Source organism: Haloleucobacter albus, assembly GCF_052492075.1.
The window spans coordinates 45,457-70,820 of sequence record NZ_JBQWAS010000028.1 but is presented as its reverse complement, the minus strand read 5'-3'; the positions used below and the strand labels follow the sequence as shown (position 1 = coordinate 70,820).

Sequence of the window (25,364 nt, the reverse complement as noted above, 5' to 3'; positions counted from 1 at the left end):
TTAGCAAAAGCCTGTGGTGATCCATAACAATGTTTGAACGTAAGTTCATGCATGTTAGGCATAGTTTCATGTCCCGTTCCCGTCGCTTCCTGCCTTCTGTCAGCCTGCTGAACGCCTTCGAGGCAGTGTTGCGTACCGGCTCCACGGCGGCGGCTGCGCGCGAGCTGGATCTTTCTCAGGGGGCGGTGAGCCGGCTGGTGCAGAATCTGGAAAGCCAGTTGGGCTGTGTGCTGTTTCTGCGCCAGCGCCAGCGCCTTGTGCCTACGGCTGCGGCGCAGGCTTATGGACGGGATATTTCCCGCGCGCTGGATCTGATCCAGAGAGCCAGCATGGAACTGGTGGCGAATCCGGGCGGGGGAACGCTGTCTCTGGCCATATTGCCGGCGCTGGGCACGCGCTGGCTGGCCCCGCGGCTGGGGCGTTTCGCCGAGCGAAACCCCGGTATTTCCATCAATCTGGCCACCCGTCTGCGCCGTTTCAATTTCGAGGTGGAAGGGTTTGACGCCGCCATCCATTTTGGCGCGGCGGACTGGCGTGACGCAGGCCATATGAAGCTGTTCGACGAGCGCCTCACCGCTTGCATCGCGCCGGATCTGCTGCGCGTGCATCCGGTGGAATGCGTGGCGGATATGGAGGGGCTGGCCCTGCTGCAACTGGAAACCCGCACCAGCGCCTGGGCCACATGGTTCAGGGCGCAGGGCGCATGGCAGAGTGCAGGGCAGGGTGGGGGGCGGACAGGCGCACGTCCGGCGCGGGGCGGTGCACGGGGCGGCATGTTGTTCGACCAGTTCGCCCCGATGATTCAGGCGGCCATTGCCGGGCTGGGGGTGGCACTGCTGCCGGAATATCTGGCCCGCCCGGAGCTGGAAGCCGGCCGGCTGGTTCCGGTGCTGGGCGGTTCCGTGGAGGGAACGGGAGCCTACTGGCTGGTCTGGCCGGTGGCGCGGGCGGATTATCCACCACTGGAGATTTTCCGGCGCTGGCTGGCGCAGGAGGTGGACAGTGCCGGTTCTGGGCCGGATATGAGAGATCACCCTATCGGCAACATTGCCGGGCCGGGCTGCGCCCTGTAGCGTCTGGCCTGTCTGCGAAGCAAAAAGCGAATTGCCATGTCGTCTGGCTCTGCCCCGGCCAGTTTCAGGAACCCTGTGCGTCATCTGCGCCGCCCGCGCATGTCCTCCATTGTGGGGCGCTATGTGGTGGTGACTGTTTCCGTGTTCGCGCTGGCCCTGGTGAGCGTGGGCATGCTCTATGACCGTTTCGCGAATGAGCTGGAAACCACGCTGGTGGGCGAGCGCCAGTCTGCGCAGGAGGCCGCCACGGCCAATCGCATGGTGGTGTTTCTTGAAAACATGCAGACCCTGCTGGCGAAGATTTCCAACTATCCCGGCCTCAATGCCTTTCTGGCGAGCCCGGATGCGCGGGGAAATGCCGATATCGCCGCCCTGCTGCGGCTGGAAGCGGATGTGCCGGATCTGTATGGCCTGCTTTTTTTTGATGCGCAGGGCCGTTTGCGGCAGACCATTGCCGGGCAGGCGGCTTCTGGCCCGCCCTATCACGGCGCTTCAGGCTGGAATCTGGACGGGCTGCCGGTGGTGCTGAAGGATGGGGTGGAAATTATCGGCCCGGCTTTGCCGCAGCCGGGGCGTGCGGGCTGGATTGTGATGCGCCGGCCCATGCGTGGTGGTGAGAGTGGCCCGGCGGGGAGCGTCGGCCTGCATGTGCGGCTGGCCTCGCTGACCGAGCAACTGGAAAAATCCAGCACCAGCCCGGCCGTGCGGATGCTGCTGGGCACACCTTCCGGTGCGATACTGGATGCCACCGGCCGGCCCATTGGCGTCGGCCATGAACTGGCGCCGGGGCCGGAGGTGCTGCCGGGCTGGCAATTGATGCGGGAATGGCGCGCGCCGGAATGGATGGCTTCGCTGCGTTCGGCCCGCGCCGGCCTTTATGCGGGCGGGGCGGCCATCATGTTCATGGTGGTGGCGCTGTTCGTGCATTTAGGTCTGCGCATGCGGCGCAGGGTGAACCAGCTGGTGGAGGGGGCGGATGCCGTGGCCAGCGGCAATTTCACCTATCGCCTGCCTCTTTCCCGTGATGCCGATGAAATCAATGCGGTGTCGCTGGCCTTCAACACCATGGCCGAGCAGGTGAAGGATCTGCTGGATCGCACCGTGCGGACCGAGAAAATGGCCGTGCTGGGAGAATTCGCCACCGGCGTTGCCCATGAGGTACGCAACCCTCTCGCCACCATGAAGACCACGGTGCAAACCCTGAGCCGCGATGAACCCGACCCGGACCGGCGCGAACTGCTGCTGGATCTGGAAAGCGAGGTGGATCGCCTCAACCGGGTGGTGAATGATCTGCTGACCTATGGGCGTCCGCACCCGGCGGCCTGCGCTTCTGTTGGTGTACGCTCATTGTTGCGCCGGGTGACGCGCCTGCTGAAGCCGGCTGCGGTCGAGCGCGGGGTCAACATCGCTTCCACCGGGGATTCAAGCGTGAGCGTGCTGGCCGATGAGGACCACATGCAGCAGATTCTGGTCAATCTGGGCCTGAACGCGCTTCAGGCCTGCGCACGGGGTGGTACGGTGCGTTTCCGCTCGGGCCGGGCAGGGTCGCGCATCTTCATCGAGATCGCGGATGACGGGGTGGGGATTTCGCCGGAGGATCTGGCGCGGGTGACAGAGCCTTTCTTCACCACCAAATCCACCGGCTCCGGCCTCGGCCTCACCATCTGCCAACAGATGGTGGAAGCCAATGGCGGCACCATGACGATGGACAGCATGCTGGGGGTGGGCACGCTGATCCGTCTCAGCCTCCCGGCAGCAGGGCCGGACAAGAGCGAAGAACAACAAGAAAAGGTCGCCATGCCTTGAGCGTGCGCAGGCCGGTTGAAAGGGAGGAGGGCCGCCATGCGCCCGGCATCTGTTCTGGTCGTGGATGATGAAGCGCCGTTTGTGCGCTCTCTCGTCTATGCGCTGAAAAAGGAGGGGCTGAAGCCCACAGGCGTGAATAGCTGCGCGGCCGCTCTGGAGGTGTTGCGCGGTGGTGCGGTGGATGTCGCGCTGGTGGATCTGCGCATGCCGGAGGTGGATGGCATGGAAACGCTGGCGCGCCTGCGCGGGGTGTCGCCGGATCTGCCTGTCATCATGATTTCCGCCCATGGCGACACCCGCGCGGCGGTGCAGGCGGTGAAGGCCGGGGCGGTGGATTATCTTACCAAGCCGTTCGAGCTGGATGATCTGCTGCATTGCCTGCATCAGGCACTGGATCGTCAGCGCATGCAGGAGGAGATCCAGTATCATCGCAGCCGGGAAGTCTCCATCGCCAGCCTCATCGGAGCAAGCCCGGCCATGGTGCAGCTGCGCGATGAGGTGGAGAAGGTGGCCGCCAGCGGCACATCGCGCATTCTGGTGCATGGGGAGAGCGGCACGGGAAAGGCGCTGGTGGCGCGGGCCATTCATTCCGGCAGCCGTCGGGCGGGCCAGCCTTTCGTGGAGGTAAACTGCGCCGCCCTGCCGGAGCAGCTCATAGAGGCGGAATTGTTCGGGGCGGAGAAGGGGGCCTATACCGGCGCGCATCAGAAGCGTGCCGGCCTCGTGGCGCTGGCCGAGGGGGGCACGCTATTTCTGGATGAGATTGGCGAGGTGCCTCTCGCACTTCAGGCCAAGCTGTTGCATTTTCTGGAAGACGGCACCTATCGCGCGGTTGGGGCCGCTGCGGTGAGCGTGGGCGATGTGCGGGTGGTGGCGGCCACCAATCGTGACCTGGCGGCGCTGGTGAAGGAGGGCCGGTTCCGGGAAGATCTTTATTACCGTCTCAATGTCATCAGCGTATCCGTGCCGGCCCTGCGGGAGCGGGCGGATGATGCACTGCTGCTGAGCGCGCATCTGGCTGCACGCTATGCGGCGCAGGAAGGGTGCGCGGCCATTTCCCTCTCGCCCGAGGCGGAGGAGCTGTTTCGTAACTATGCCTGGCCGGGCAATGTGCGCGAACTGAAAAACCTGATTGAGCGCCTCACCATTCTCTATCCCGGCGCGCGGATCACGCCGGATCTTCTGCCGCAGGAATTGAGGGAGATGCCGGCCCCGCCGGCAGGAGAGGCTTCAGGAGAGGTAGCGGGGGACGCAGCCTCGATCAACGCCCATCTGGACCAGACCGAGCGGCAATTGCTGCTGGATGCGCTGGATCGCTCCAGCGGTCACAAGGGGCGTGCGGCGGAAACGCTGGGCATTTCCCGCCATGCGCTGAAGCGCAGATTGCAGCGTCTGGGCTTGTGAGAGAGGCTGAGGCGAGGGCCGGGTTGGGGCGCATCTTCTGAGCGCTCAAAGCCCCGGATGAGCGGGAACCGCTCAAGGACCCCGCTCAATTGAGCGGGCTGCGCTCATTTTCTTGATGCTTGGGCGCGGAAAAATCCGGGCAGGGGGCGCAAACATCCGGCAAATGCAGCATCCGCATTTCTGGCACGCCATTTGCTACAGATATGACAACAATGAATGGCGGGCACACCGCCGCCGGGGGAGCAAACCCCCACAGGGAGGACGCCGTGAAGGCATTGAGGCTGCGCCGCATCATGCGGTGCGTTGCGACTGCTGGTATGCTGATGTTGGGCTTGTCCGTTTTCGGGCCGGTTCCCGCAGCGCTGGCCGAGCGCCTCGTGCTGGGCGCCAGCCCGCAACAGGCTGACGCAACTGTCGGCTGCATCTATCCCATGACGGGCCGTGCCGCCATTTATGGCGAAGATGGAATTGTCGGCATTCGTCTGGCGCTCAAGGATATTGCCGAAGGCCGTGTGAAGGGTTTGCCCCGCCGTGAAAAGGCGGGGGAGGCCGGTTATGTGTTTCCACGCCTGCGCGTTATCGTGGATGACGCCCTCTCCAAAAGCTCCTATGGCCGGCGGCTGGCCGAAGACTTTATCGACAAGGACCATGTGAATTTCCTGTGTGGCATGGTGTCTTCCGGTGTGGCGCAGGAAGTCAGCAAGCTGGCGGGCCAGCGCGGCATCATTCTCATTGGCACGGACCATGCCTCCTCACGCCTGACCATGGAGGCCGGACACCCGCATTATTTCCGGGTGACGAATGACAGCTGGACCTCCAATGCCGCCGGTGCGCGTTATCTGCGCGATACGCGGGCGCAGCACCCTTGGAAGCGCATCGCCATTCTCAACCCGGATTATGACTATGGCCATGTCTCGCGGGATGATTTCCTCGCCGCCATGGATGAGTTGGGGCTGGATTATGAGGTGGTCGCCGAACTGTGGCCCAAGCTCTATGAGCCGGATTACTCCAGCTATATTCAGGCGCTGAAGGATGCGAAGCCGGATCTTGTGGTTACAGCCCTGTGGGGTGGTGATTATATCGCCTTTCTGAAGCAGGCGCGGGCGGCGGAGCTGTTCTCGCATATGCGGGTGGCGAATTTTGATACCGGCGCAAATTATGATGTGCTGGTAGCGCTGGGTGATAATCCGCCTCCGGGGCTGATCGGATCGGCCCGTCATCTCAACAACTGGCCCGATACGCCCGCCAATCGTCGTTTCGTGCAGGCGTTTCACGATATGACGGGGCGCTACCCTACCTATGCGGCGGAAGGCGCTTACAGCGGTGTCATCGCCATTGCGCGGGCTGTCGCCGCAGTTGGCAACGCCACCGAGGATGCCGCCCTCATCCGTGCGCTGGAAGGCATGCGGCTGGCCCTGCCGGAAGACCCGGAAGGCTATGAAACCGTGATTGATCCGCTCACCCATCAGGCGCTACAGGCGCAGGCCGTGGGTGAGCCGGTGCCTGGCACGGATTTTCCTCCGGCGAAAATCATGCTCGGCAATATTCGCGCTTATGGCGCGGAAGATCTGCGGCCGCCCGCAGCGCTGGTGCATGCCCGTCGCAGCCGGTTGGATGCGCCTGCATCGCCTCCGGCTGAACCGCCCCCTTCACCTTCTTCAACCCCCTCAGTCCCTGTCGCCCCTCAATAAGCAAAAGCATGTTCAACTGGGAGAAGCTCAAGTGAATACCATCTCTTCCGAAAAGACGGCCCGCACGGCCATCAAGGACCTGGCCCGCAATCTCACCCTCGGTGTGGCTGCGGCTGCGCTGCTGGCCCCGTTTGCGGTGGGTAATGCCGCTGCAGCCGAGAATGGCAAGTTCCGCCTCGGCGTCGTCACCTTCCTCTCCGGCCCGGCGGCCGGCCCCTTCGGCATTCCTTCCGCCAATGCCGCCAAGGTGATTGTGGACGGACTGAACAAGGGCGAGCTGCCCGCGCCCTATAACACCAAGGGCATCAATGGCGCTGAAATTGAACTGGTGATGATTGACGAGGCCGGCGGCGCGACCAAGCAGGTCGAGGAGTTCCGCAATCTCGTGCAGCGCCAGAAGGTGGATGCCGTGGTTGGCTATATCTCTTCCGGCGATTGCCTGGCCATTGCCCCGGTCGCTGAAGAGCTGAAGGCGCTGACCGTTTTCTATGATTGCGGCACCTCGCGTCTGTTCGATGAGAATGGCAAGCCGGAATATGTGTTCCGCACCGGTCTTGATGCGGCGGTGGACAATATCGGCGCGGCCAAATATCTGGCCACCGCCAAGCCGGACGCCACCCGCATTGCCGGCATCCAGCAGAATTATGCCTGGGGCCATGACAGCTGGAACGATTTCACCAAGGCGCTGCCGCACACGCTGCCCAACGCCAAGGTGGTGGAAAGCCAGATGCCCAAGGTGTTCCAGGGCCAGTATGGCGCGGAAATCTCCGCCCTTTCCGTGAGCCGGCCGGATGTGGTGCATTCCAGCTTCTGGGGTGGCGACATGGAAGCCTTCGTGTTGCAGGCCAATGCCCGCGGGTTGCTGGAAGATTCCGTGGCTCTGCTGACAACGGGTGAATCCGGCATTGATCGCTTCAAGGATCAGGCCCCCGACGGAACCATCATCAGTGCGCGCGGTCCGTTTGGCGCTTTCGCGCCTGATAATGCCCTGAATGGCTGGTTCACGAAGGCTTACAGCGCGGCCCAGAATGGCACGGCACCGACCTATCCCGCCACCAAGATGGCGCATGCCATTCTGGGCCTGAAGCATGCGGCCGACAAGGCCGGCGGCGGTGACGGCTCCATCCCGGCTCCCAAGGCTATTGCCGACACTTTCAAGGGTGCGACCTTCGAATCCGTCAGCGGCACGGCCAATATGGCCCGCGCCGGTGGCCACCAGAACGTGCAGGATATCGGCTACGGCACCTATCGCTATGACCCGGCGACCGGCAAGGGCGTGGTGGAAAATGTCGTGACCTTCTCGGGTGAGTGCGTGACGCCGCCCGATGGCACGCCTTCTGCGGAATGGATCGAAGCGGGTTTTCCCGGCGCGAAGTGTGACTGAGCCGGTTCACCACAACTGGGCATAAGGCGCTCAGACGTGCGCGCAGGAGCGCACGGCTGAGCCGCTCTTTCCTCCCGGCGAGCCGGAATGCGGGGGCTGTGGCGCGCGCATTCCGGTCCCGGTGGCGGGCCGCCGGCCCTGCCGGCCGACCTGTACCCACAATGACGGATGGGTTTCATGCTGAGTTTCTTCGCCGTGCTGGTGGACGGCACCATTTATGCCTCATGGCTGTTTCTGGTCGCTGCCGGCCTGACAGTCATCTATGGCGTCATGCGCATTCTCAACATGGCGCATGGCAGCTTCTACGCCATTGGCGCTTATGCCGGCGCATCGGCGGTGGGCTGGTATTTTGCCGGCGGCAGCGGCTCGGCCGGGGTCAGCTTCATCCTGCTCATCGCGGCGGCGCTCATCGCCGGGCTCGTGGTGGGCACGCTGGTGGAACGCGGCCTGCTGCGCTTCATGTATGGGCGCGATGAAATCCTCATGGTCATCATCACCTATGCCCTGCTGCTCATCCTTGAAGATGCGATGAAGCTGGTCTGGGGTGTGGACCCGTATTTCGCCTACCAGCCCTATACGGCGCTGGGTCGCAGCACCATCGCCGGGCTGCGTGTTTCCAATTATGACCTGACGCTGATCGGTATCGCCATTGCGGTGGGGCTGGCCCTGTGGGTGTGGCTGGAGCGCACCAATCTGGGCAAGATCCTGCGCGCGGTGATCCATGATCGGGAAGTGGCCAGCGCCATGGGCGTGAATGTGCGCCGCATGTTCCTGCTCACCTTCCTTATCGGCACCACGCTCGGCACCCTGGCCGGCGGCCTCACGGCCCCCTCCATCTCTGTGGTGCCCGGTATCGGTGTCGAGGTCATCGTGCTCGCCTTCGCCGTGGTGGTGGTGGGCGGCCTTGGCTCCATCGAGGGCGCGGCCGTCGGCGCGCTGCTTCTGGGGCTTTCGCGTGCAGCCGCCGTGCATTTTGCCCCGCAGTTCGAGCTGTTCGTCATCTATGGCGTGATGTCGCTGGTTCTGGCGATCCGCCCGGAGGGCCTGTTCGGCCGCACCCTTGCGAGGAAGATCTGAGATGCGTCTCGACAAGACAGAACTTGCCCTGATCGGCCTTGTGGTCGTGTTCGTGCTGGGCGGCATGGCGGCCCCCGGCTGGCTGGTGTTCCTCATGACTGTGGCGCTGGCCAAGGCGCTGGTGGTGCAGGGCGTGGTGATGCAGATGAAGGCCGGTCTGGTCTCATTCGGCCAGGGGCTCTTCTACTGCGTGGGCGGCTATGCGGTGGGCATGGGCGGCCAGTTCCTCGGCATCAATGCCGCGCTGGTGCTGCTGGCATTGGGCGTGGTGGTGGCCATCATCATCGCCATGGTGCTGGGCCTGCTGCTGACGCGCTACCGCGAAATCTTCTTTGCGATGTTGTCGCTGGCCTTTTCCATGATCCTGTACGGTGTGCTGGTGAAGAGCCAGGAGCTGGGCAGCACCGATGGCTTCAACGTCAACAACTGGACCCTGTTCGGCTCCGCCATGGAGGATGGCACGCAGGCGACCATGACGGTGTTCATTCTCACCGTACTGTGCGCGGGCGTGGTGGCGCTGTTCCTCAACCGCTATGCGCGCTCGGCCGTGGGCATGACCTGCGAGGCCATTCGCGAGAATGAGGTGCGGGTGGAATATCTCGGCCTGTCCCCGCGCTGGATACAGTATGCCAATTATGTGATGGCTGCGGGCATTTCGGCTCTGGGCGGAGGGCTCACCGCGCTGGCTGCCGGCCATGTGGACCCGGATATGGCCTACTGGACGACATCCGGTGAATTCGTGTTCATCGCCCTTCTGGGTGGTACGGGCCATGTGTTCGCCCCCTTCCTGGCGGCTATCGTGTTTGCGCTGGTGCGCACCTATGCCATCGAGTTCGTGCCCAATGGCTGGCAGATGATCCTCGGCTTCACGCTGCTGGCCATCGTGGTGTTCCTGCCCAAGGGGCTGTGGAGCCTGTTCACGCGCAAGAATGCTGGCGCTGTTGCGCCCGCCCCCTCGAAAACCAGCACGGGAGAGGCCGGCGCATGACCCCGATTCTGGAAACCCGCAAGCTGAACAAGAGCTTTGGCGCTGTCACCGCGGCCAAGGATCTGAATGTGAAGATCGGTCAGGGCGAGATTGTTGGCGTCATTGGCGCCAATGGCGCCGGCAAGACCACCTTCATCAATATGGTCACCGGCTATCTGCCGCCGACCTCGGGCGAGATCTTCATGGATGGACGCCCCATCCTCGGGCTGGCGCCACGGGCCATCACCCGCGCCGGGCTGGCGCGCTCCTTCCAGGTGGCGCAGCTCTTTCCCGAACTGACGGTGCTGGACAATCTCGTCATCGCGCTGGCGGCGGCAGAAAGCCCGCATCCTTCCTTCTTCCGTCCGCTGCATACAAAGGCGCGGATCGCGAAGGCGGAGGAGATCCTTGAGGAGTTCAAGGTTGCGGCCTATCGCGATGCGCTGGTCACCGCCGTGCCGCAGGGGTCACGCAAGCTGATCGACATCGCCATGGCGATGATCGGCACGCCGAAAATGCTGCTGCTGGATGAGCCCACCTCTGGCGTGAGCGTGGACGAGAAGGGCGACCTGATGGACACGGTGATGGCCGCCGTGCGCCACCATGGCCTGACGGTGCTGTTCGTGGAGCACGATATGGATGTGGTGCGCCGCTATGTGTCACGCATTCTGGCCTTCTACAGTGGCGAGATCATCGCCGATGGCCCGCCCGATGACGTGCTGGCCGATGAGAAGGTGCGTGAACTTGTGACCGGGCATTCTGACCACAAACCTGCCGCTCCCGCTTCTGATGCGGCGCAGGAAGGGAGCGCACGCGCATGACCCTGTCTGTCTCCAATCTGGATGTGTCCATTGCCGGCATTCCCATTCTGCGCAATGTGAATATGGATGTGCCCACCGGCAGCATGGTGGGGCTGATCGGCCGCAATGGCGCGGGCAAGACCACGCTGATCCGCTCCATCATGGGCCTGACTCCGGTGTCAGGACGCATTGATTTCGATGGCGTCACCATCAGCGAAAAGGAAGCCCACACCCGTGGTGGCCTGGGCATCAGCTATCTGCCGGAAGATCGCCGGCTGATCCCGACCCTCACGGTGGAGGAAAACATCCTCATGCCGGCTTGGGCCAACAAGCTGAAGGATGCCCCGCAGCGGCTGGAGTGGATCTATTCCCTGATGCCGGAAATCGCCCAGTATCGCGATCGCAAGGCCTTGCAGCTTTCCGGCGGCCAGCAGAAGCTGGTGGCGCTGGGCCGTGCGCTCATGCCGGGCCGTCGCCTGCTGCTGCTCGATGAGCCCTTCGAGGGGGTGGCCCCGGTGCTCTCACGTCGTCTCACCGAGGTGATTGCCCGCCTGCGCAGCGAGGGCCTGTGCGTGCTGCTTTCCGAATCCGACGCCACCCATTCCGCCGATCTGGTGGACCGGGTGTTCCATATCGAGCGTGGGGTCGTGACGCCGGCGTGAGGACGCGCCAGTCTGTCTGCTGCCCTGCCTTCTGAAGAAATGGTGATCGCGATGTCTTTGAACTTCACCTTTGAAACCACCCCGCGCATGATCCAGCAGACGGGTGGTGCCACGCAGCTTCCCGCCCTTGTGGCCGAGCTGGGTGGTCAGCGCCCCATGATCGTGACCGATGCGGGGCTGTACAAGGCCGGTGTTCTGGCTCCGGTGCTGGACGCCTTCGCTGCGGCAGACCAGAGCGTGCACCTTTTCACCGATGTGCAGGCCGATCCGCCGGAAGAGGTGGTGCTGGCGACTGTCGAGGCGGCGCGCAAGGCCGGGGCGGATGTCATCATCGGCCTTGGCGGCGGCAGCTCCATGGATACGGCCAAGCTGGTGGCCCTGCTGCTGGGGGCCCAGCAGGCTCTGCCGGAGATCTATGGCATCGGTCTGGCGCGCGGCCCGCGCCTGCCGCTGATTCAGGTGCCGACCACGGCTGGCACCGGCTCTGAAGTGACGCCGATTTCCATTGTCACCACGCCGACCCATGAGAAAAAGGGGGTGGTGAGCCCGCTGCTCTATCCCGATATTGCGCTGCTGGATGCCTCTCTCACCGTGGGCCTGCCTGCAGCTGTGACGGCGGCCACCGGCATTGACGCCATGGTGCACGCCATTGAGGCCTATACCAGCAAGCACAAGAAGAATGTGGTCTCCGATGCGCTGGCGGTACAGGCCCTGCGTCTTCTGGCCGGTAATATGGACCGGGTGATCGCCAATGGTGCGGATCTGGAGGCGCGGGCGGCGATGCTTCAGGGCTCCATGCTGGCGGGCATGGCTTTCGCCAATGCGCCGGTGGCGGCGGTTCATGCGCTGGCTTATCCGCTGGGAGGCCATTTCCATGTACCGCACGGGCTGAGCAATGCGCTGGTGTTGGTGCCCGTGCTTCAGTTCAACAAGCCGGAGGCCGAGCGTCTTTATGCGGAACTGGCCGGCGTGGTGCTGCCCGAACAGGGCTTCGCCAGCGATGCGGCGGCGGCGGACGCCTTCATCACCTTCATGAAGGAGATGGTGGCGCGCATGCCCTTCGCCCAGCATCTGGCTGAGGTCGGCGTGGAAGAAACGCATCTCGACATGCTCGCCACTGACGCCATGAAGGTGGAACGCCTGCTGATGAACAATCCGCGCGCCATGACGAAGGAAGACGCCTTCGCTATCTATGCCTCGGTCCTGTGAGGCGGCATTCCTGTGCCAGCTCTTTCCTGATGGCCGGGCGTGAAGCGGAGTAAGGTCGCGCCCGACGACCGGCTCTTTCGCGGCCTGTCCGGCATCTGTCGCTATTGTCGCCCTGCTATCTGTTTGGATCATCAGGGCCGTGTTTTACCGGCCCGGCGGCTTTCCGGCCGTGTTTCTGGAGGTTGATTTCATGTCCCTTCCCACCCTTTCCGATACCGCCCTTCTGCGTGACAAAGCCTATATTGATGGCGCATGGGCCGCAGCCGATACGGGCAAGACCTTCGCCGTCACCAACCCGGCGGATGGTACGCATCTGGCTGATGTGCCGGATATGGGCGCACAGGAAACCCGCCGCGCCATTGAGGCCGCAGACAAGGCCCTGCCGGCCTGGCGGGCGAAGATCGCCAAGGAGCGGGCCGTGATTTTGCGGCGCTGGTTCGAGCTCATCATGGCGGCGCAGGAAGATCTGGCCCAGCTCATGACGGCCGAGCAGGGCAAGCCGCTGGCCGAGGCGCGCGGAGAGGTGGCCTATGGGGCCTCCTTCATCGAGTGGTTCGCGGAAGAGGGCAAGCGCGTCTATGGCGATGTCATTCCCAGCCATGGCGCGGACAAGCGCATTGTGGTCATCCGCCAGCCCATCGGCGTGGTGGCGGCCATTACGCCGTGGAATTTCCCCAATGCCATGATTACCCGCAAGGTGGCGCCGGCACTGGCGGCAGGCTGCACCGTGGTGGTGAAGCCCGGTGAGGATACGCCTCTCTCGGCCCTTGCTTTGGCCGAACTGGCAGAGCGGGCGGGCATTCCCGCCGGTGTGTTCAATATCATCACCACCAATCAGGCGGCGCTTGTGGGGGGAGAGCTGACTTCCAACCCCACCGTGCGCAAACTTTCCTTCACCGGTTCCACCGCCGTGGGCAAGAAGCTGATGGCTGAATGCGCCGGCACGGTGAAGAAGGTGAGCCTGGAGCTGGGCGGCAATGCCCCCTTCATCGTGTTCGATGATGCCGATCTGGATGCGGCCGTGGCCGGGGCCATGGCCTCAAAATATCGCAATGCCGGGCAGACCTGCGTGTGCGCCAACCGCCTGCTGGTGCAGGCTGGCGTTTATGACGCCTTCGCCGAGAAACTGGCGCAGGCTGTGAAGGAGATGAAAGTCGGTTCCGGCTTTGAGAATGGCGTGACCACCGGGCCGCTCATCAATGGCAAGGCGGTTTCCAAGGTGGAGCGTCTGGTGCAGGACGCCGTTTCCAAGGGTGCCAAGACCCTGGTGGGTGGCAAGCCGCTGGGGGGCAACTTCTTTGAGCCCACCATTCTCACCAATGTCTCCAAGGAGATGGAACTGTTCTCCGAGGAAATCTTCGGCCCGGTGGCCCCGCTCTTCCGGTTCGAGACCGAGGAAGAAGCCATCCGCATGGCCAATGATACCCAATATGGCCTCGCCGCCTATTTCTATGCCCGCGATATCGGCCGCATCTGGCGCGTGGGCGAGGCGCTGGAATACGGCATTCTCGGCATCAATGAAGGTATTATCTCCACCGAGGTTGCTCCCTTTGGCGGTGTGAAGGAATCCGGCATGGGTCGGGAAGGTTCCAAATACGGAATCGATGATTTTGTGGAGATTAAATATATGTGCCTCGGCGGTATTCGCTGAAGCGCAAGTTCTCCTGAGTGCAACATCTTTTCTCAATGGGCCATATGATGGATTACAGCTTCAGAAGCGTGCGCCAGATCCTGTGCGAAAGCGGCGGCCTAGCGCGTGTCGGGGGACTCATGCAGGGCCTCGGCGCCAGCCGTGTGCTGATTGTGTGCGATCCCGGCATTGTCACCCTTGGCTTTTCCGAAACCGCAGTGGCGTCTTTGACGCAAGCCGGTATTGCGGCGGAGGTGTATGCGCGGGTGGCGGCTGATCCGCCGGTCTCCATGGTTCAGGAGGCAGTGGCTGCGGCGCGGACCTTCAAGGCTGACGGGGTGATTGGCATTGGCGGCGGCAGCTCGCTGGATACCGCCAAGCTGGTCGCGCTGATGATCGACAGTAGCCAGCCCATTGAGGAGATGTATGGTACCAATCTGGCCACCGGCACGCGGGTGCCGCTGATCCAGGTGCCGACCACGGCGGGCACCGGATCGGAAGTCACCTGGGTTTCGGTGGTGACAGATGATGAGGGGCGCAAGAAGGCCATCTATGCGCCCCAGCTTCTGCCGGATGTGGCGCTGCTGGACCCCATGCTGACGCTGGGCCTGCCGCCACGCATCACCGCCGCCACCGGGCTGGATGCCATGGTGCATGCCATTGAAGCCTATACCAGCCGCACGGCGAAGAATCTGGTTTCCGATGCGCTGGCGGTGAAGGCGTTGCAGCTTCTGGGCGGGAATATCCGCACAGCGGTGGCCGATGGCGCCAATGTGGAGGCGCGGGCCGCCATGCTTCAAGGCTCGCTGCTGGCAGGCATGGCCTTCGTGAATGCCTCCGTGGCGGCCATTCATGCGCTGGCCTATCCGCTGGGGGCGCGCTACCATGTGCCTCATGGGCACAGCAACGCCATCGTCATGGCCCCCATCATGCGCTTCAACCTGCCGGTGGCTGCCCCCGCTTATGCGGAACTGGCCCGCCAGATGATGCCGGAACGCAGCTTCGCCACCGATGCCGCCGCTGCGGAAGCGCTGGTGGTCGAGGTGGAGGAACTGGTGCCGGCCATGGGGCTGGAGCTGAAGATGCGGGAGCTGGGGGTGCCGCGGGAAGCCATCCCTTCCATGGCGGATGAAGTGGATACTGGCATTCGCCGGTTAATCGCCTGCAATCCGCGCGATATGAGCCGGGCCGATATCGAAGCCATTTATGAAAGCGTCTACTGATCGGCTGTCCCTTTGGTGAAGCCCGTGTGAGGCTGGGTGTCCCGCTTCCTCGTGTCCCGCGGCGTCAGTCCAGCCCGGTTTGGCGCGCGCCCATTGGCGGCGGGCAAAGGCCGGGACAATAGCCTGTTATCCTTCCCTGTAACCCGCGCCGCTTCCTCCCCGGCGCGGGTTTTTTGTGCCCGCCTTCCGCGGAAGGGCGAAATGGCAGAAGAGCTTGGCCCAAAAGAAAAGGGCCGGCTTGCGCCGGCCCTTCCCGAAAACATCCTTCAAGGAGACGATCAGTCTTCCTTGTCGGCATCCTCGCGCTGCTTCAGAGCGGCGCCCAGGATATCGCCCAGCGAAGCGCCGGAATCCTGGGAACCGTACTGCGCCACGGCTTCCTTTTCCTCGGCGATTTCCATCGCCTTGATGGAAACCTGCACCTTGCGCGCCTTGCGGTCGAACAGGGTGACGCGGGCATCCAGCTTGTCGCCAACGGAGAAGCGCTCGGGGCGCTGGTCGTTACGATCGCGGGCCAGCTCGGAACGCTTGATGAAGGAGGACAGGTCGGAGCTGGTGAGCTTCACCTCGATGCCGCCATCCTTCACGTCGGTCACTTCGCAGGTCACGACAGCGCCCTTGCGGACATCGCCAGCTTCGGCGAAGGGGTCGCCGGCAAGCTGCTTGATGCCGAGGGAGATGCGCTCCTTCTCGACGTCCACGTCAAGCACCACGGCCTTGACCATGTCGCCCTTGCGGTATTCGTCGATGACCTGCTCGCCCGGACGGTTCCAGTCGAGGTCGGAGAGATGGACCATGCCATCCACATCGCCGTCGAGGCCGAGGAACAGACCGAACTCGGTCTTGTTCTTGACTTCGCCTTCCACAACCGCGCCGGGAGCATACTTCTCGGCGAAGGCTTCCCAGGGGTTCTGAAGGGTCTGCTTGAGGCCCAGAGAGATGCGGCGCTTGGCGCTGTCCACTTCCAGCACCTGCACTTCCACTTCCTGAGAGGTGGAAACGATCTTGCCGGGGTGCACGTTCTTCTTGGTCCACGACATTTCGGAAACGTGGATCAGGCCTTCGATGCCCGGCTCCAGTTCCACGAACGCGCCGTAGTCGGTGATGTTGGTGACGCGACCCTTGAAGCGGGCCTGCACCGGATACTTGGCCTCGATGCCTTCCCACGGATCGCCGAGGAGCTGCTTCATGCCAAGCGAGATGCGGTGCGTCTCGTGGTTGATCTTGATGATCTTCACCTTCACCGTCTGGCCGATGGACAGCACTTCGGTGGGGTGGTTCACGCGGCGCCATGCGATGTCGGTGACATGCAGCAGGCCGTCAATGCCGCCCAGATCAACGAACGCACCGTAATCGGTGATGTTCTTGACCACGCCCTCGATGGCCTGACCCTCTTCGAGGTTCTGGACCAGCTCGTGGCGCTGCTCGGCGCGGGTCTCTTCCAGCACGGTGCGGCGGGAGACCACGATGTTGCCGCGGCGGCGATCCATCTTGAGGATCTGGAAGGGCTGCTGCGTGTGCATCAGCGGGGCGACGTCGCGGATCGGACGGATGTCGACCTGCGAGCGCGGCAGGAAGGCCACGGCGCCGTCGAGATCAACGGTGAAGCCACCCTTGACCTGGTTGAAGATCACGCCGGTGACCTTCTCATTGGCGTTGAACGCCTTCTCCAGCTTCACCCAGCTCTCTTCGCGGCGCGCCTTGTCGCGCGAGAGAACGGCTTCGCCCATCGCATTTTCGACGCGCTCGAGATAGACCTCGACCTCGTCACCCACCTGAATGGTGTTTTCGCGGTTCGGGCCGGCAAACTCGCGCAGGGCAACGCGGCCTTCGGTCTTCAGGCCGATATCGATGATCGCCAGATCCTTTTCGATGGCGACGACGATACCCTTGACAACGCTGCCTTCCTGAAGGTCGACACGGCCGAAGCTTTCGTCGAGAAGGGCGGCGAAATCTTCACGGGTGGTTTCTACGGACATTCACGCTCCGAAACATCTGTGCGCCGGCATCTCGTGTTGAGATGCCCGTATCACCCGGATGTTCAGCCCCCAACGCGGATGGGTGCAGAACAGCCGCCGTTTAACCGGCAGGCCGGCGCAATGCCGGATGAAACGAGCTTTGGGGATTGCCCTTCAGGCGGGCCGATGCGCACTCAGCGAAAGCCGTGGCGGGCTGCCTCCACAAACCAGGCCGCGTATCCCGCGGAAACCTCGTGCCCGCCTTGGCGGCACTCACCTTTGAGGGGAGCGCAGCGTCGGTGCGGCTTCTCTTAAGGGAAAAGCCGCCCGGTTGCAAGGCATTCCACCTCTGGATTGCGCCTTTTCGGCATAGTGGGAGAGGGGTGGTGCCGGTTTCAGCGTGCGTCTTCAATCCGGGCGCGCAAATGGGCTGTTGCTGCGCCAACATCCTGCGCTGCGCAGATGGCTGAGACGACAGCGATGCCATCTGCGCCCGCGCGGATGACATCGCCCGCATTGTCGGCTGTCACCGCGCCAATGCCCACAATGGGCAGCAGGGTGAGGGCGCGCACCGCCGCCAGCCCCTGCGGGCCAATGGCCGCGCCGGCATTGGCCTTGGTGCCGGTGGCGCGGATGGGGCCGGTGCCGAGATAATCCACGCCGGTGAGATCAGAACCGGCCAATTCGGCCGGGCTGCCCACGGAAAGCCCGATAATGGCCTCCTGCCCCATAAGGGCGCGGGCATCCTGCGGGGTCATGTCATCCTGCCCCAGATGGACGCCATCCGCCCCGGCGGCCATGGCGACATCCACCCTGTCATTCACGAGCAGGGGAATGCCGAGCGGGGCCAGAAGCGCCTTCAGGGCGCGCGCCTGCTGCACCAGCGCCCGGCCATGGGCCTGGGGATCGCGCAATTGCACCAGGGTGACGCCATTTTTTGCCGCAGCCTCCACCGTGGCCTCCAGCCCATGCTGTGCCGTGAGGCACGGGTCTGTGACAAGATACAAAGTGAGGTCAAAGGCAGGGGCCAAGGTCTTGCTCCATCAGGAAAAAGAGGTGAGGTATAAAAAGCGCTCACACCTTATATATAGGGCCAGTGGCAGGCCGCGCATGGGTGCTGCGCGTCTGGAGCGCGTCAGTTTCTGCGTCATAATGCCCGGCTGTGCATTGATCTGTCGCGCTGTGTGTGTAATTTGCGCCGCACAATCTCAGCTTTCGTCGGGCCTTCGTGGCGTCATGTGGCGCCCATGCCCGCATTTCCGCGTTGGACCCCTTAATGCAGCTGCGCAATATCGCCATCATCGCTCACGTTGACCACGGCAAGACCACGCTGGTTGACGAACTCCTCAAGCAGTCGGGCGCGTTTCGTGAGAACCAGCGCGTCGCCGAACGCGTGATGGACTCCGGCGATATCGAAAAGGAGCGTGGCATCACCATCCTCGCCAAGGCCACCTCGGTGGTGTGGAAGGATGTGCGCATCAATATCGTGGACACCCCCGGCCACGCCGACTTCGGCGGTGAGGTGGAGCGTATCCTGAATATGGTGGATGGTGCCATCGTGCTGGTGGATGCCGCCGAAGGCCCCATGCCGCAGACCAAGTTTGTGGTCGGCAAGGCGCTGAAGATCGGCCTGAAGCCGATCGTCGCCATCAACAAGGTGGACCGCGCGGATGCCCGCCCCACCGAAGTCATCAATGAGGTGTTCGATCTGTTCGCGGCGCTGGATGCCACGGATGAGCAGCTCGACTTCCCGATTCTCTATGGTTCCGGCCGCTCCGGCTGGATGGCAGAGAGCCCCGAAGGCCCGATGGATCAGGGCATGGCCCCGCTGTTCGATCTGGTGCTGAAGCATGTGCAGCCGCCGCAGGTAGAGGAAGGGCCGTTCCGCATGATCGGCACCATTCTGGAAGCCAACCCCTTCCTGGGCCGTATCGTGACCGGGCGCATCACCTCTGGTTCGGTGAAGCCGAACCAGAGCATCAAGGTGCTGGCTGGCGATGGTTCGCTGCTGGAGCAGGGCCGCGTTTCCAAGATCCTCGCCTTCCGTGGCATTGAGCGCCAGCCCATCGAGGAAGGTGTGGCAGGTGATATCGTCGCCATTGCCGGCCTCACCAAGGGCACGGTGGCCGATACCTTCTGCGCCCCGGAAGTGACCGAGGCGATGGTGGCCCAGCCGATTGATCCGCCGACCGTGACCATGACCTTCATCGTCAACGATTCGCCGCTGGCCGGCACCGAGGGCGACAAGGTGACGAGCCGTGTCATCCGCGATCGTCTGCTGAAGGAAGCGGAAGGCTCCGTGGCGCTGAAGATCGAGGAATCCAGCGACAAGGATTCCTTCTTCGTCTCCGGCCGTGGTGAATTGCAGCTTGCCGTTCTGATCGAGACCATGCGCCGTGAAGGCTTCGAGCTGGCGGTTTCCCGTCCGCGCGTGGTGTTCCAGAAGGACGAGGATGGCACCATTCTGGAGCCGATCGAGGAAGTTCTCATCGACGTGGATGAGGAATATTCCGGTACCGTCGTGCAGAAGATGAGTGAGCGCAAGGCCGAGATGGTCGAGATGCGCCCCTCCGGCGGCAACCGCCAGCGTCTGGTGTTCTACGCCCCCACCCGTGGCCTCATCGGCTATCAGTCCGAACTGATGACTGACACGCGCGGTACTGCCATCATGAACCGGCTGTTCCATGAATATGCCCCCTACCGGGGTGAAATCGCGGGCCGTATCAATGGCGTTCTGATCTCCAACGATCAGGGTGAGGCCGTGGCCTATGCGCTGTGGAACCTGGAAGATCGCGGCCCGATGATGATCGAGCCCGGCTGGAAGGTGTATCAGGGCATGATCGTGGGTATTCATAACCGCGATAATGACCTGGAAATCAACGTGCTGAAGGGCAAGAAGCTCTCCAACGTGCGCACCACCTCCAAGGATGAGGCCGTGCGCCTCACCCCGCCGATCCGCATGACGCTGGAGCGTGCTCTGGCCTGGATTCAGGACGACGAGCTGGTGGAAGTGACGCCCAAGTCCGTCCGTCTGCGCAAGCGCCTGCTGGACCCGAATGACCGCAAGCGTGAAGAGCGCCGCCGCGAGGCTGAAGGTCTCGCGTGATGAGCCCGGAGAGGGCCGGAGCGTCCTGCTCCGGCATATTCTCCGCAGCACATTCCAATTGAAAAAGGCTGCCCTGTTTATCCGGGGCAGCCTTTTTGTTTGGGCGGTTCAGAGGCGCTCGGCAATCCGGCGGCGCACCTCATCCTGTCGTTCCCGCACCATATCCGGCAGCAGGAAGAGATCTATGATCCACCAGATGATGCCGACCACGAACAGATAGGAAATCACCTGCAACACGGCGCTGAGAGTGCGGCCCAGATAAAAGCGATGGGCGGAGAAAATGCCGAGAAACAGCCAGAAGAAGTAGGCCAGCGCAAGACTGGGCCCCTCATTGGTCAGGCGGGCTTCGATATAGGTTTTCTGCTGAATATCCAGTGAGATAAGGTCACGAGGCATGTTGTCGTCCTGCTGGCTGGGGGGAGGCCGGCGCGGGCCTGTCATTCGGCAATGAAGGCGGAGTGTCGCGACAGGCATCATGCGCCGGGCCGGGAATGAAAGAGGCTGCCGCTACAGGCCGTGCGCCTTTTTGACCTGCCCGCCATCTGGAAGCAAGCTGCCCCGTGTTGCGGCCCTTCTTGCTCCTCTTCTTGCGCCCTGTCGGAGTTTTGCCATGAGCCAGCTGACATTCCCCGCTTCACAGCCCGGCGTGGATCATGTGCTGAAGCCGCGTCCGCGCGATATTGGTGGCATGCGTGTCGGGCGCATTCTGCCATCGGCGCGCGGAGAGATGGTGGGGCCATTCATCTTCATGGATCGTCTTGGCCCCACGCTATTTGGTCCCGGTGAGGCGGAAGATGTGCTGCCGCACCCCCATATTGGCCTCGCGACCGTGACCTATCTGTTTGATGGCCGGATGACCCATCGCGACAGCCTCGGTACTGCGCAGGTTATTGCGCCGGGCGCGGTTAATCTCATGTCTGCCGGGCGCGGCATTGTGCATTCGGAGCGGCATGACGGGCAGGTGAGGGCGCAGGGTGGGGGGCTTTCCGGGGTGCAAACCTGGCTGGCCTTGCCGCGCGGCACACAGGCCGGTGGGGAAGAAAGCGCACCAACCTTCCATCATGCAAGCGCTGAAGATCTGCCTGTGGTGGAAGAGAAGGGGCTATTCGCGCGGGTTGTGCTTGGGGCGGCCTTTGGGGTGCGCGCGCCGGTGCCGCTGGCCTCTTCCACCCTGTTCGTCGAAGCCTGGCTTGAGGCCGGTGCAAGCCTGCCGCTGGAGACTGGGGAGGAGGAGCGCGCCGTCTTTCCGTTTGAGGGTGAGGTTGAGGTGGATGGCGTCAGCTGTGCGCCGAATACGTTGATTGTGGTGCGTCAGGGGTTGGCGACACAGGTGCGCGCCCGCACGCCGGCGCGCTTGCTGCTTTTGGGCGGAGCAAGCATGGATGGCCCTCGCCATATCTGGTGGAATTTCGTTTCGTCCGACCCGGAGCGGCTGAAGGCGGCTGCGCAGGATTGGCGCACCCGCCGGTTTCCGCCCATTCCAATGGATCATGACAGCTTCATTCCCGCCCCATCAGATGGGCCGGGGCGTCCGCGGGCGCAAAAGCCGCGCGCTGTGGAATGATCTGAACCGCGCCTGACCGGCTGGGGAGTTTGTTGGTTGGGGTTTCCTCTTAAGGTTGGAGCGCGCCCCGGCTCAAGGTACCGGAGCGCGCTCCATGGAGGACATTCGCAGTGTGTCAGGCCTTTCCGGGCGGCCCATCCCCTCGCGTGGCATCCTTGTGGTGCGGATGGGGCTGGGCGGGTGCCGGTGGATCGCTGGCTGGGAAGCTTTCATCCAGAGCCTCATCCAGAAGGGTGGATTCATGGGCCTGTTCTCTGGCTTCCGCCTCGCGTTCACGGGCTTCCTGCGCCGGGTCTCCACACAGATTGTGCGGAGCGCGCACCATGGAGGGTGGGTCACTGGCCGGAAAGCTCTGGTCCAGTTCCTCATCCAGCATCTGGCTTGCGGCTGCCGGTGTGAGGCAGGCTTCTCCGCCTGCTTCCTCGGGCGCGCTGGCCTTGTGCGGGTCCTTCTCGTGTGGATGATCAGAAAGCCTGTTCATTGCACACCTCCTTGCACAAACAACGTGGGGAGGTGGGGAAGGTTCCCGCCGGAAAACAGAAAAACACAGGGGGGCGATGAAGAGGGCCTTCAGCCCGCCCGCCCGGCGGCGCTTTCCTTCAGCAGTACGGCGGCGGGGAAGGTGGCCAGAGCTTCAGCGCATTCCACCCGGCTCAGACGGCTGTCCACCTCCCGTTCTGTCAGAATATCGCGGAAGGGGCCGTGCAGCCCATGGGGCAGCACAAGGGCGGTATCCGCCCAGCGCAGGCCGGGCACGCGCGGGGCATTCAGCCCATCTTCCAGCAGGGGAAAAGCCAGCCGGCTGACCAGTACCACCAGAAGCTGATCGCGATGGCGGCGCATGAAGGCGAGGGCGCGGTCCTGCTGTCGGCCTTCCATCATCAGCGGTTCATAGCGCCCTTGTGCAAACAGGGCGGGGTGCCGGGCGCGCAGGGCGAGCAGCCGGGCTGTCACAGCCTGCTTCACCCGCCCATCCGGCCAGCTGTCCAGCAGGGCGTTTGGCAGGGCGGCGGGCAGCGCAGGAGGGCGGCCGGTGGACAGCAGGGCCGGCGTTGGAGCGCGATCCGTCGTTTCCAGCCGGTAATCCCACAGGCTGCCGCCCTGATACAGTTCCGGCACGCCGGGCACTGTATGTTTGAGCACGCATTGCGAGAGCGCATTCAAGGTGCCGGCCCGCGCGATACGCCCCACAAAGGCATGGAGCAGCTTGCGGGCCGGTGCGCCGGCCTCGCCTTCCATCAGTGTGGAGAGAAACCTGGCACATCCCTCTTCATAATCAGCGTTGGGCAGCAGATGAGAGGTGCGCACCCCGGCAGAGCGGATGACCAGACGCAGCCATTGGGTCACCCTGTCATGCAAGGCACCCAGGGCCAGCGCATCGTCCAGCCGGACAGCGGGCGGCCAGCTGGCGACCAGTGCCTGATACAGCAGGATTTCATCGGCAGGTTCCGGCGCAACCCCATCCAGAAGGCGGGTGCGGAAGGGGGCCATGATCTGCTGTAGGGTCTGGAGCAGGGTTTCCCATTCCCGCGGGGTTTCACTCACCACGGCCAGCCGCGCGCGGGCATCCTCCCCCAGCCGCCTTGTGCGCCCGCTGGTGGCGGTGATGGCATGTGGGCTGCGCACGGCGCGCTCGGCCATACGCTCATGAAAACCGGGAGCGCGCAGCCCCAGCAATGTCGGGTCCGCTCCCGCTTCACTGCGGGAAAGCAGACGGCCATGGCGGAAGGACAGGGCCTCATCCACGGCCACCTGATGAATGGCTGCCGTGAATTGTTCGAACCGAGCCAGAGCGCTGGCGCGCGCGCCATTCTGTTCTATATCGCCGAAGGCGCTGGAGGGCGGGCTGGCCAACCAGTCCGCCACCTGTTCCAGCACGGGCAGATCTTGCGGCTGAAGGCGGCGGCGAGCCCGGCCGAGGGCTTCGGAAAACTGGCGGGCATCCCATTCGCCCAGCCCGTTCATGTCGGCGCAGGTGCGCGGCACGCGGAAAGCCAGCGCCAGTTCCAGCGTGACCCGGCGCAGGGCGGGGAAGGAGAAATCCCGCGTTGTCAGGTCCGCTTCAGCCACATCCTGAAGGGTGCGGGTTGTTGCATGCAGATCCGCTTCGAACTGGCGGGTGACGATATCCCGGCGGGTTTGCAGATATTTATCATCATACCGCAGGCGATCCCCTGTCAGCCCCATCCAGATATCGGTGAGGGTGGCGGTGGAGAGGGCATCATGCAGCACGGCGCTGATGGCCTCCTGCGCCTCTGCGCCAGTGGTGCCGGCAAGTTCGCCGCCATGGGGCAGGGGCGCGCCGGGGCGCAGGGCCGCAGCGGCAACCAGATAGGCCGCACTTAGTCCTTCCGGCCGTTGGCTGGTGCGCCCGGAAAGCTTGAGCCGCAGGCGGGAGGCATAGGCGGCAGGGTCTGCCAGATCATTCCAGCCCGCAATACGGAAGCCGTCCACCAGTCCCTCGGCGTAAAGGTCCAGCAGGTGGGTATGGGTGGCGTCGAATACATCGTGGCGTTCCACCCGCAGGCCGATCAGTTCGGGGTGATCGGGATGGCTGCGCCAGTTGTTTTCATCCCGGCCCATGCTTGTATGGGCCAGACGATAGGATTGTCGCTCCAGCAGGGTATGAAGGCGGGTGCGCCCATTTTCATCCCGGCGGTTGAAGGCGGAGAGGGCGGTATTGATAGCGGTGCGACCTTCCCCCGTGGAGGCGCGTTCGTGCAATTGCGTGTGGGCTGCCCTCAGTCTTTCGCCTTTCAGGCGGATGCGGGAAAGGGAGGCAAAAGCCCCGGCCATCTCCGTTGCAACAGGCTGTGTTCCGGCCTCCAGAATGCGGGGATAATCCAGCGGGCAGATGGGAAAGGCATGGTGACGGTGGCGTACGACAAAGCGCCCTGTGGCTGTTTCGAAGGCCAGAGTGATGGCCCCTTCCGCCAGCGCCATGCCATAGGGGCGATCCAGAAAAGGCGTGAGAAGCTTGTGACGCAGCTGGCCATCTGCGGCGTGCCAGTCCACATTGAACCAGCTTGCATATGTGCTGTCGCGCCCCCATTCCAGCAGATCGTTCCAGGCGGCGTTGTCCGCCCCGCCGGTGGCCATATGGCCCGGCGTGATCTCCACAATCAGCCCCATATGATGGCGGCGTAGCGCGCTGACAAGCCGGCGTAACGCGGCCTCGCCACCCAGAGCGGGGTCTATGGCGGTGTGGTCCGTCACGCCAAGGCCGGCGGGAATATCGGCGCGGGCCGTCAACAGGGGAGAGGCGCACAGATGGCTGATGCCAAGCTCGGCAAAATGCTCCACCAGTGGCAGGGCTGCCTCCAGTGTGAAATCCTTGTGCAGTTCAAGGCGAGCAATGGCGCGCGGGGTCGTCACGACCGGCTCCAGTCAGGAGAGAGGGAAGAGCGGCTTTGCTGAACGCCGCAAGGGACGACAGCCGGGAATGCCCCGGAGAGGCCACAATTGCTTATAGGATTCTTTCCCCCGCCAGAAGATCTCGCATCCATCCGGCCGCGATTCTGCTTTTGCGGCATTATTGATGTGGAAGGCCGGCGCTGTCGCGGTGCGTTATGGGCCTGTCTTCTTTCCGGCGCCTGCTGCTTCACGCGCATCCCCTCTTCATGCGGGCCTGTCCATGAGAGACGCTTGCTTGTGCCTCTAAGCCCGCGCGCCCGGCCCTTATTCCCGGCTTCCGGTTTCATAGCATAAGCGTTTGCGAGGCGGGGAAACGCATTCATGTGCATTCTTTATGATGCACCAGATGCGTCTGGCGAGAGCGGGGCCAGACGGGGATTCGCAGCGCTGTCACGA

General features: G+C 63.5%; 19 protein-coding genes. 14 read left to right on the top strand and 5 right to left on the bottom strand.

Translation table 11 applies throughout. The features are described 5' to 3' along the window. The first annotated feature begins 68 nt into the window (after positions 1–68). The 12 genes from ACT6QH_RS10290 to ACT6QH_RS10235 all read left to right on the top strand — a co-directional run bounded on the left by ACT6QH_RS10290 (position 69) and on the right by ACT6QH_RS10235 (position 14,926). Positions 69–1,073 carry a LysR family transcriptional regulator gene (locus ACT6QH_RS10290; protein WP_444974739.1) on the top strand — a complete coding sequence of 335 codons (1,005 nt, stop codon included), beginning with the start codon at positions 69–71 and terminating at the stop codon, positions 1,071–1,073. Between the two features lie 36 nt (positions 1,074–1,109). Next, the gene (locus ACT6QH_RS10285) at positions 1,110–2,879 is read left to right on the top strand and encodes a sensor histidine kinase (RefSeq protein ID WP_444974738.1); all 1,770 of its coding nucleotides are present in this window, start codon (positions 1,110–1,112) and stop codon (positions 2,877–2,879) included. Between the two features lie 36 nt (positions 2,880–2,915). After that, positions 2,916–4,283: a sigma-54-dependent transcriptional regulator gene (locus ACT6QH_RS10280; RefSeq protein ID WP_444974737.1), complete on the top strand. Its 1,368-nt coding sequence runs from the start codon at positions 2,916–2,918 to the stop codon at positions 4,281–4,283. Positions 4,284–4,549: 266 nt separating this feature from the next. Continuing rightward, positions 4,550–5,974 (top strand): ABC transporter substrate-binding protein, encoded by a 1,425-nt coding sequence (locus tag ACT6QH_RS10275; RefSeq protein ID WP_444974736.1) that lies wholly within the window; start codon positions 4,550–4,552, stop codon positions 5,972–5,974. Positions 5,975–6,005: 31 nt separating this feature from the next. Beyond that, positions 6,006–7,358: an ABC transporter substrate-binding protein gene (locus ACT6QH_RS10270; RefSeq protein ID WP_444974735.1), complete on the top strand. Its 1,353-nt coding sequence runs from the start codon at positions 6,006–6,008 to the stop codon at positions 7,356–7,358. Between the two features lie 177 nt (positions 7,359–7,535). Continuing rightward, positions 7,536–8,435, top strand: coding sequence for a branched-chain amino acid ABC transporter permease (locus ACT6QH_RS10265; protein ID WP_444974734.1), 900 nt, complete (start codon positions 7,536–7,538; stop codon positions 8,433–8,435). A gap of 1 nt (position 8,436) precedes the next feature. Next, a complete protein-coding gene (locus tag ACT6QH_RS10260; RefSeq protein WP_444974733.1) occupies positions 8,437–9,423 on the top strand; it encodes a branched-chain amino acid ABC transporter permease in 987 nt (328 codons plus the stop codon). Next, positions 9,420–10,223 carry an ABC transporter ATP-binding protein gene (locus tag ACT6QH_RS10255; RefSeq protein WP_444974732.1) on the top strand — a complete coding sequence of 268 codons (804 nt, stop codon included), beginning with the start codon at positions 9,420–9,422 and terminating at the stop codon, positions 10,221–10,223. Before ACT6QH_RS10260 ends, ACT6QH_RS10255 begins: the two co-directional genes overlap by 4 nt. Continuing rightward, positions 10,220–10,864: an ATP-binding cassette domain-containing protein gene (locus tag ACT6QH_RS10250; RefSeq protein WP_444974731.1), complete on the top strand. Its 645-nt coding sequence runs from the start codon at positions 10,220–10,222 to the stop codon at positions 10,862–10,864. The genes ACT6QH_RS10255 and ACT6QH_RS10250 overlap by 4 nt, the downstream gene beginning before the upstream one ends. Before the next feature lie 51 nt (positions 10,865–10,915). Beyond that, positions 10,916–12,073, top strand: a complete 1,158-nt coding sequence (locus ACT6QH_RS10245; RefSeq protein WP_444974730.1) for an iron-containing alcohol dehydrogenase — start codon at positions 10,916–10,918, stop codon at positions 12,071–12,073. A 190-nt stretch (positions 12,074–12,263) separates the two neighbouring features. Then, complete coding sequence (locus ACT6QH_RS10240) at positions 12,264–13,724, top strand: NAD-dependent succinate-semialdehyde dehydrogenase (RefSeq protein WP_444974729.1); 1,461 nt, start codon at positions 12,264–12,266, stop codon at positions 13,722–13,724. Between the two features lie 35 nt (positions 13,725–13,759). Continuing rightward, positions 13,760–14,926 carry an iron-containing alcohol dehydrogenase gene (locus tag ACT6QH_RS10235; RefSeq protein WP_444974728.1) on the top strand — a complete coding sequence of 389 codons (1,167 nt, stop codon included), beginning with the start codon at positions 13,760–13,762 and terminating at the stop codon, positions 14,924–14,926. 278 nt (positions 14,927–15,204) lie between these two features. Here ACT6QH_RS10235 and rpsA read toward each other — a convergent pair whose 3' ends face one another. Beyond that, positions 15,205–16,905 (bottom strand): 30S ribosomal protein S1, encoded by a 1,701-nt coding sequence (rpsA, locus tag ACT6QH_RS10230; protein ID WP_444974727.1) that lies wholly within the window; start codon positions 16,903–16,905, stop codon positions 15,205–15,207. A 374-nt stretch (positions 16,906–17,279) separates the two neighbouring features. Then, positions 17,280–17,915, bottom strand: a complete 636-nt coding sequence (gene thiE / locus ACT6QH_RS10225; protein ID WP_444974726.1) for a thiamine phosphate synthase — start codon at positions 17,913–17,915, stop codon at positions 17,280–17,282. Between the two features lie 245 nt (positions 17,916–18,160). Between thiE and typA the strand changes: the two genes are divergently transcribed. Next, positions 18,161–19,990 (top strand): translational GTPase TypA, encoded by a 1,830-nt coding sequence (typA, locus tag ACT6QH_RS10220; RefSeq protein ID WP_444974725.1) that lies wholly within the window; start codon positions 18,161–18,163, stop codon positions 19,988–19,990. Positions 19,991–20,098: 108 nt separating this feature from the next. On the opposite strand, the gene ACT6QH_RS10215 is transcribed toward typA, so the two are convergent. Beyond that, positions 20,099–20,386, bottom strand: a complete 288-nt coding sequence (locus ACT6QH_RS10215; RefSeq protein ID WP_444974724.1) for a TM2 domain-containing protein — start codon at positions 20,384–20,386, stop codon at positions 20,099–20,101. Between the two features lie 214 nt (positions 20,387–20,600). Between ACT6QH_RS10215 and ACT6QH_RS10210 the strand changes: the two genes are divergently transcribed. Beyond that, positions 20,601–21,554: a pirin family protein gene (locus ACT6QH_RS10210; RefSeq protein WP_444974723.1), complete on the top strand. Its 954-nt coding sequence runs from the start codon at positions 20,601–20,603 to the stop codon at positions 21,552–21,554. Between the two features lie 115 nt (positions 21,555–21,669). Here the strand turns inward: ACT6QH_RS10210 and ACT6QH_RS10205 are convergent, their stop codons facing one another. Together ACT6QH_RS10205 and treY are read right to left on the bottom strand one after the other, a co-directional pair. Beyond that, on the bottom strand, positions 21,670–22,035 hold the full coding sequence (locus ACT6QH_RS10205) for a hypothetical protein (RefSeq protein WP_444974722.1): 366 nt from the start codon (positions 22,033–22,035) through the stop codon (positions 21,670–21,672). An 89-nt stretch (positions 22,036–22,124) separates the two neighbouring features. Beyond that, entirely contained in the window at positions 22,125–24,929 is a 2,805-nt protein-coding gene (treY, locus tag ACT6QH_RS10200; protein ID WP_444974721.1) for a malto-oligosyltrehalose synthase, read from the bottom strand. Positions 24,930–25,364 lie beyond the last annotated feature (435 nt).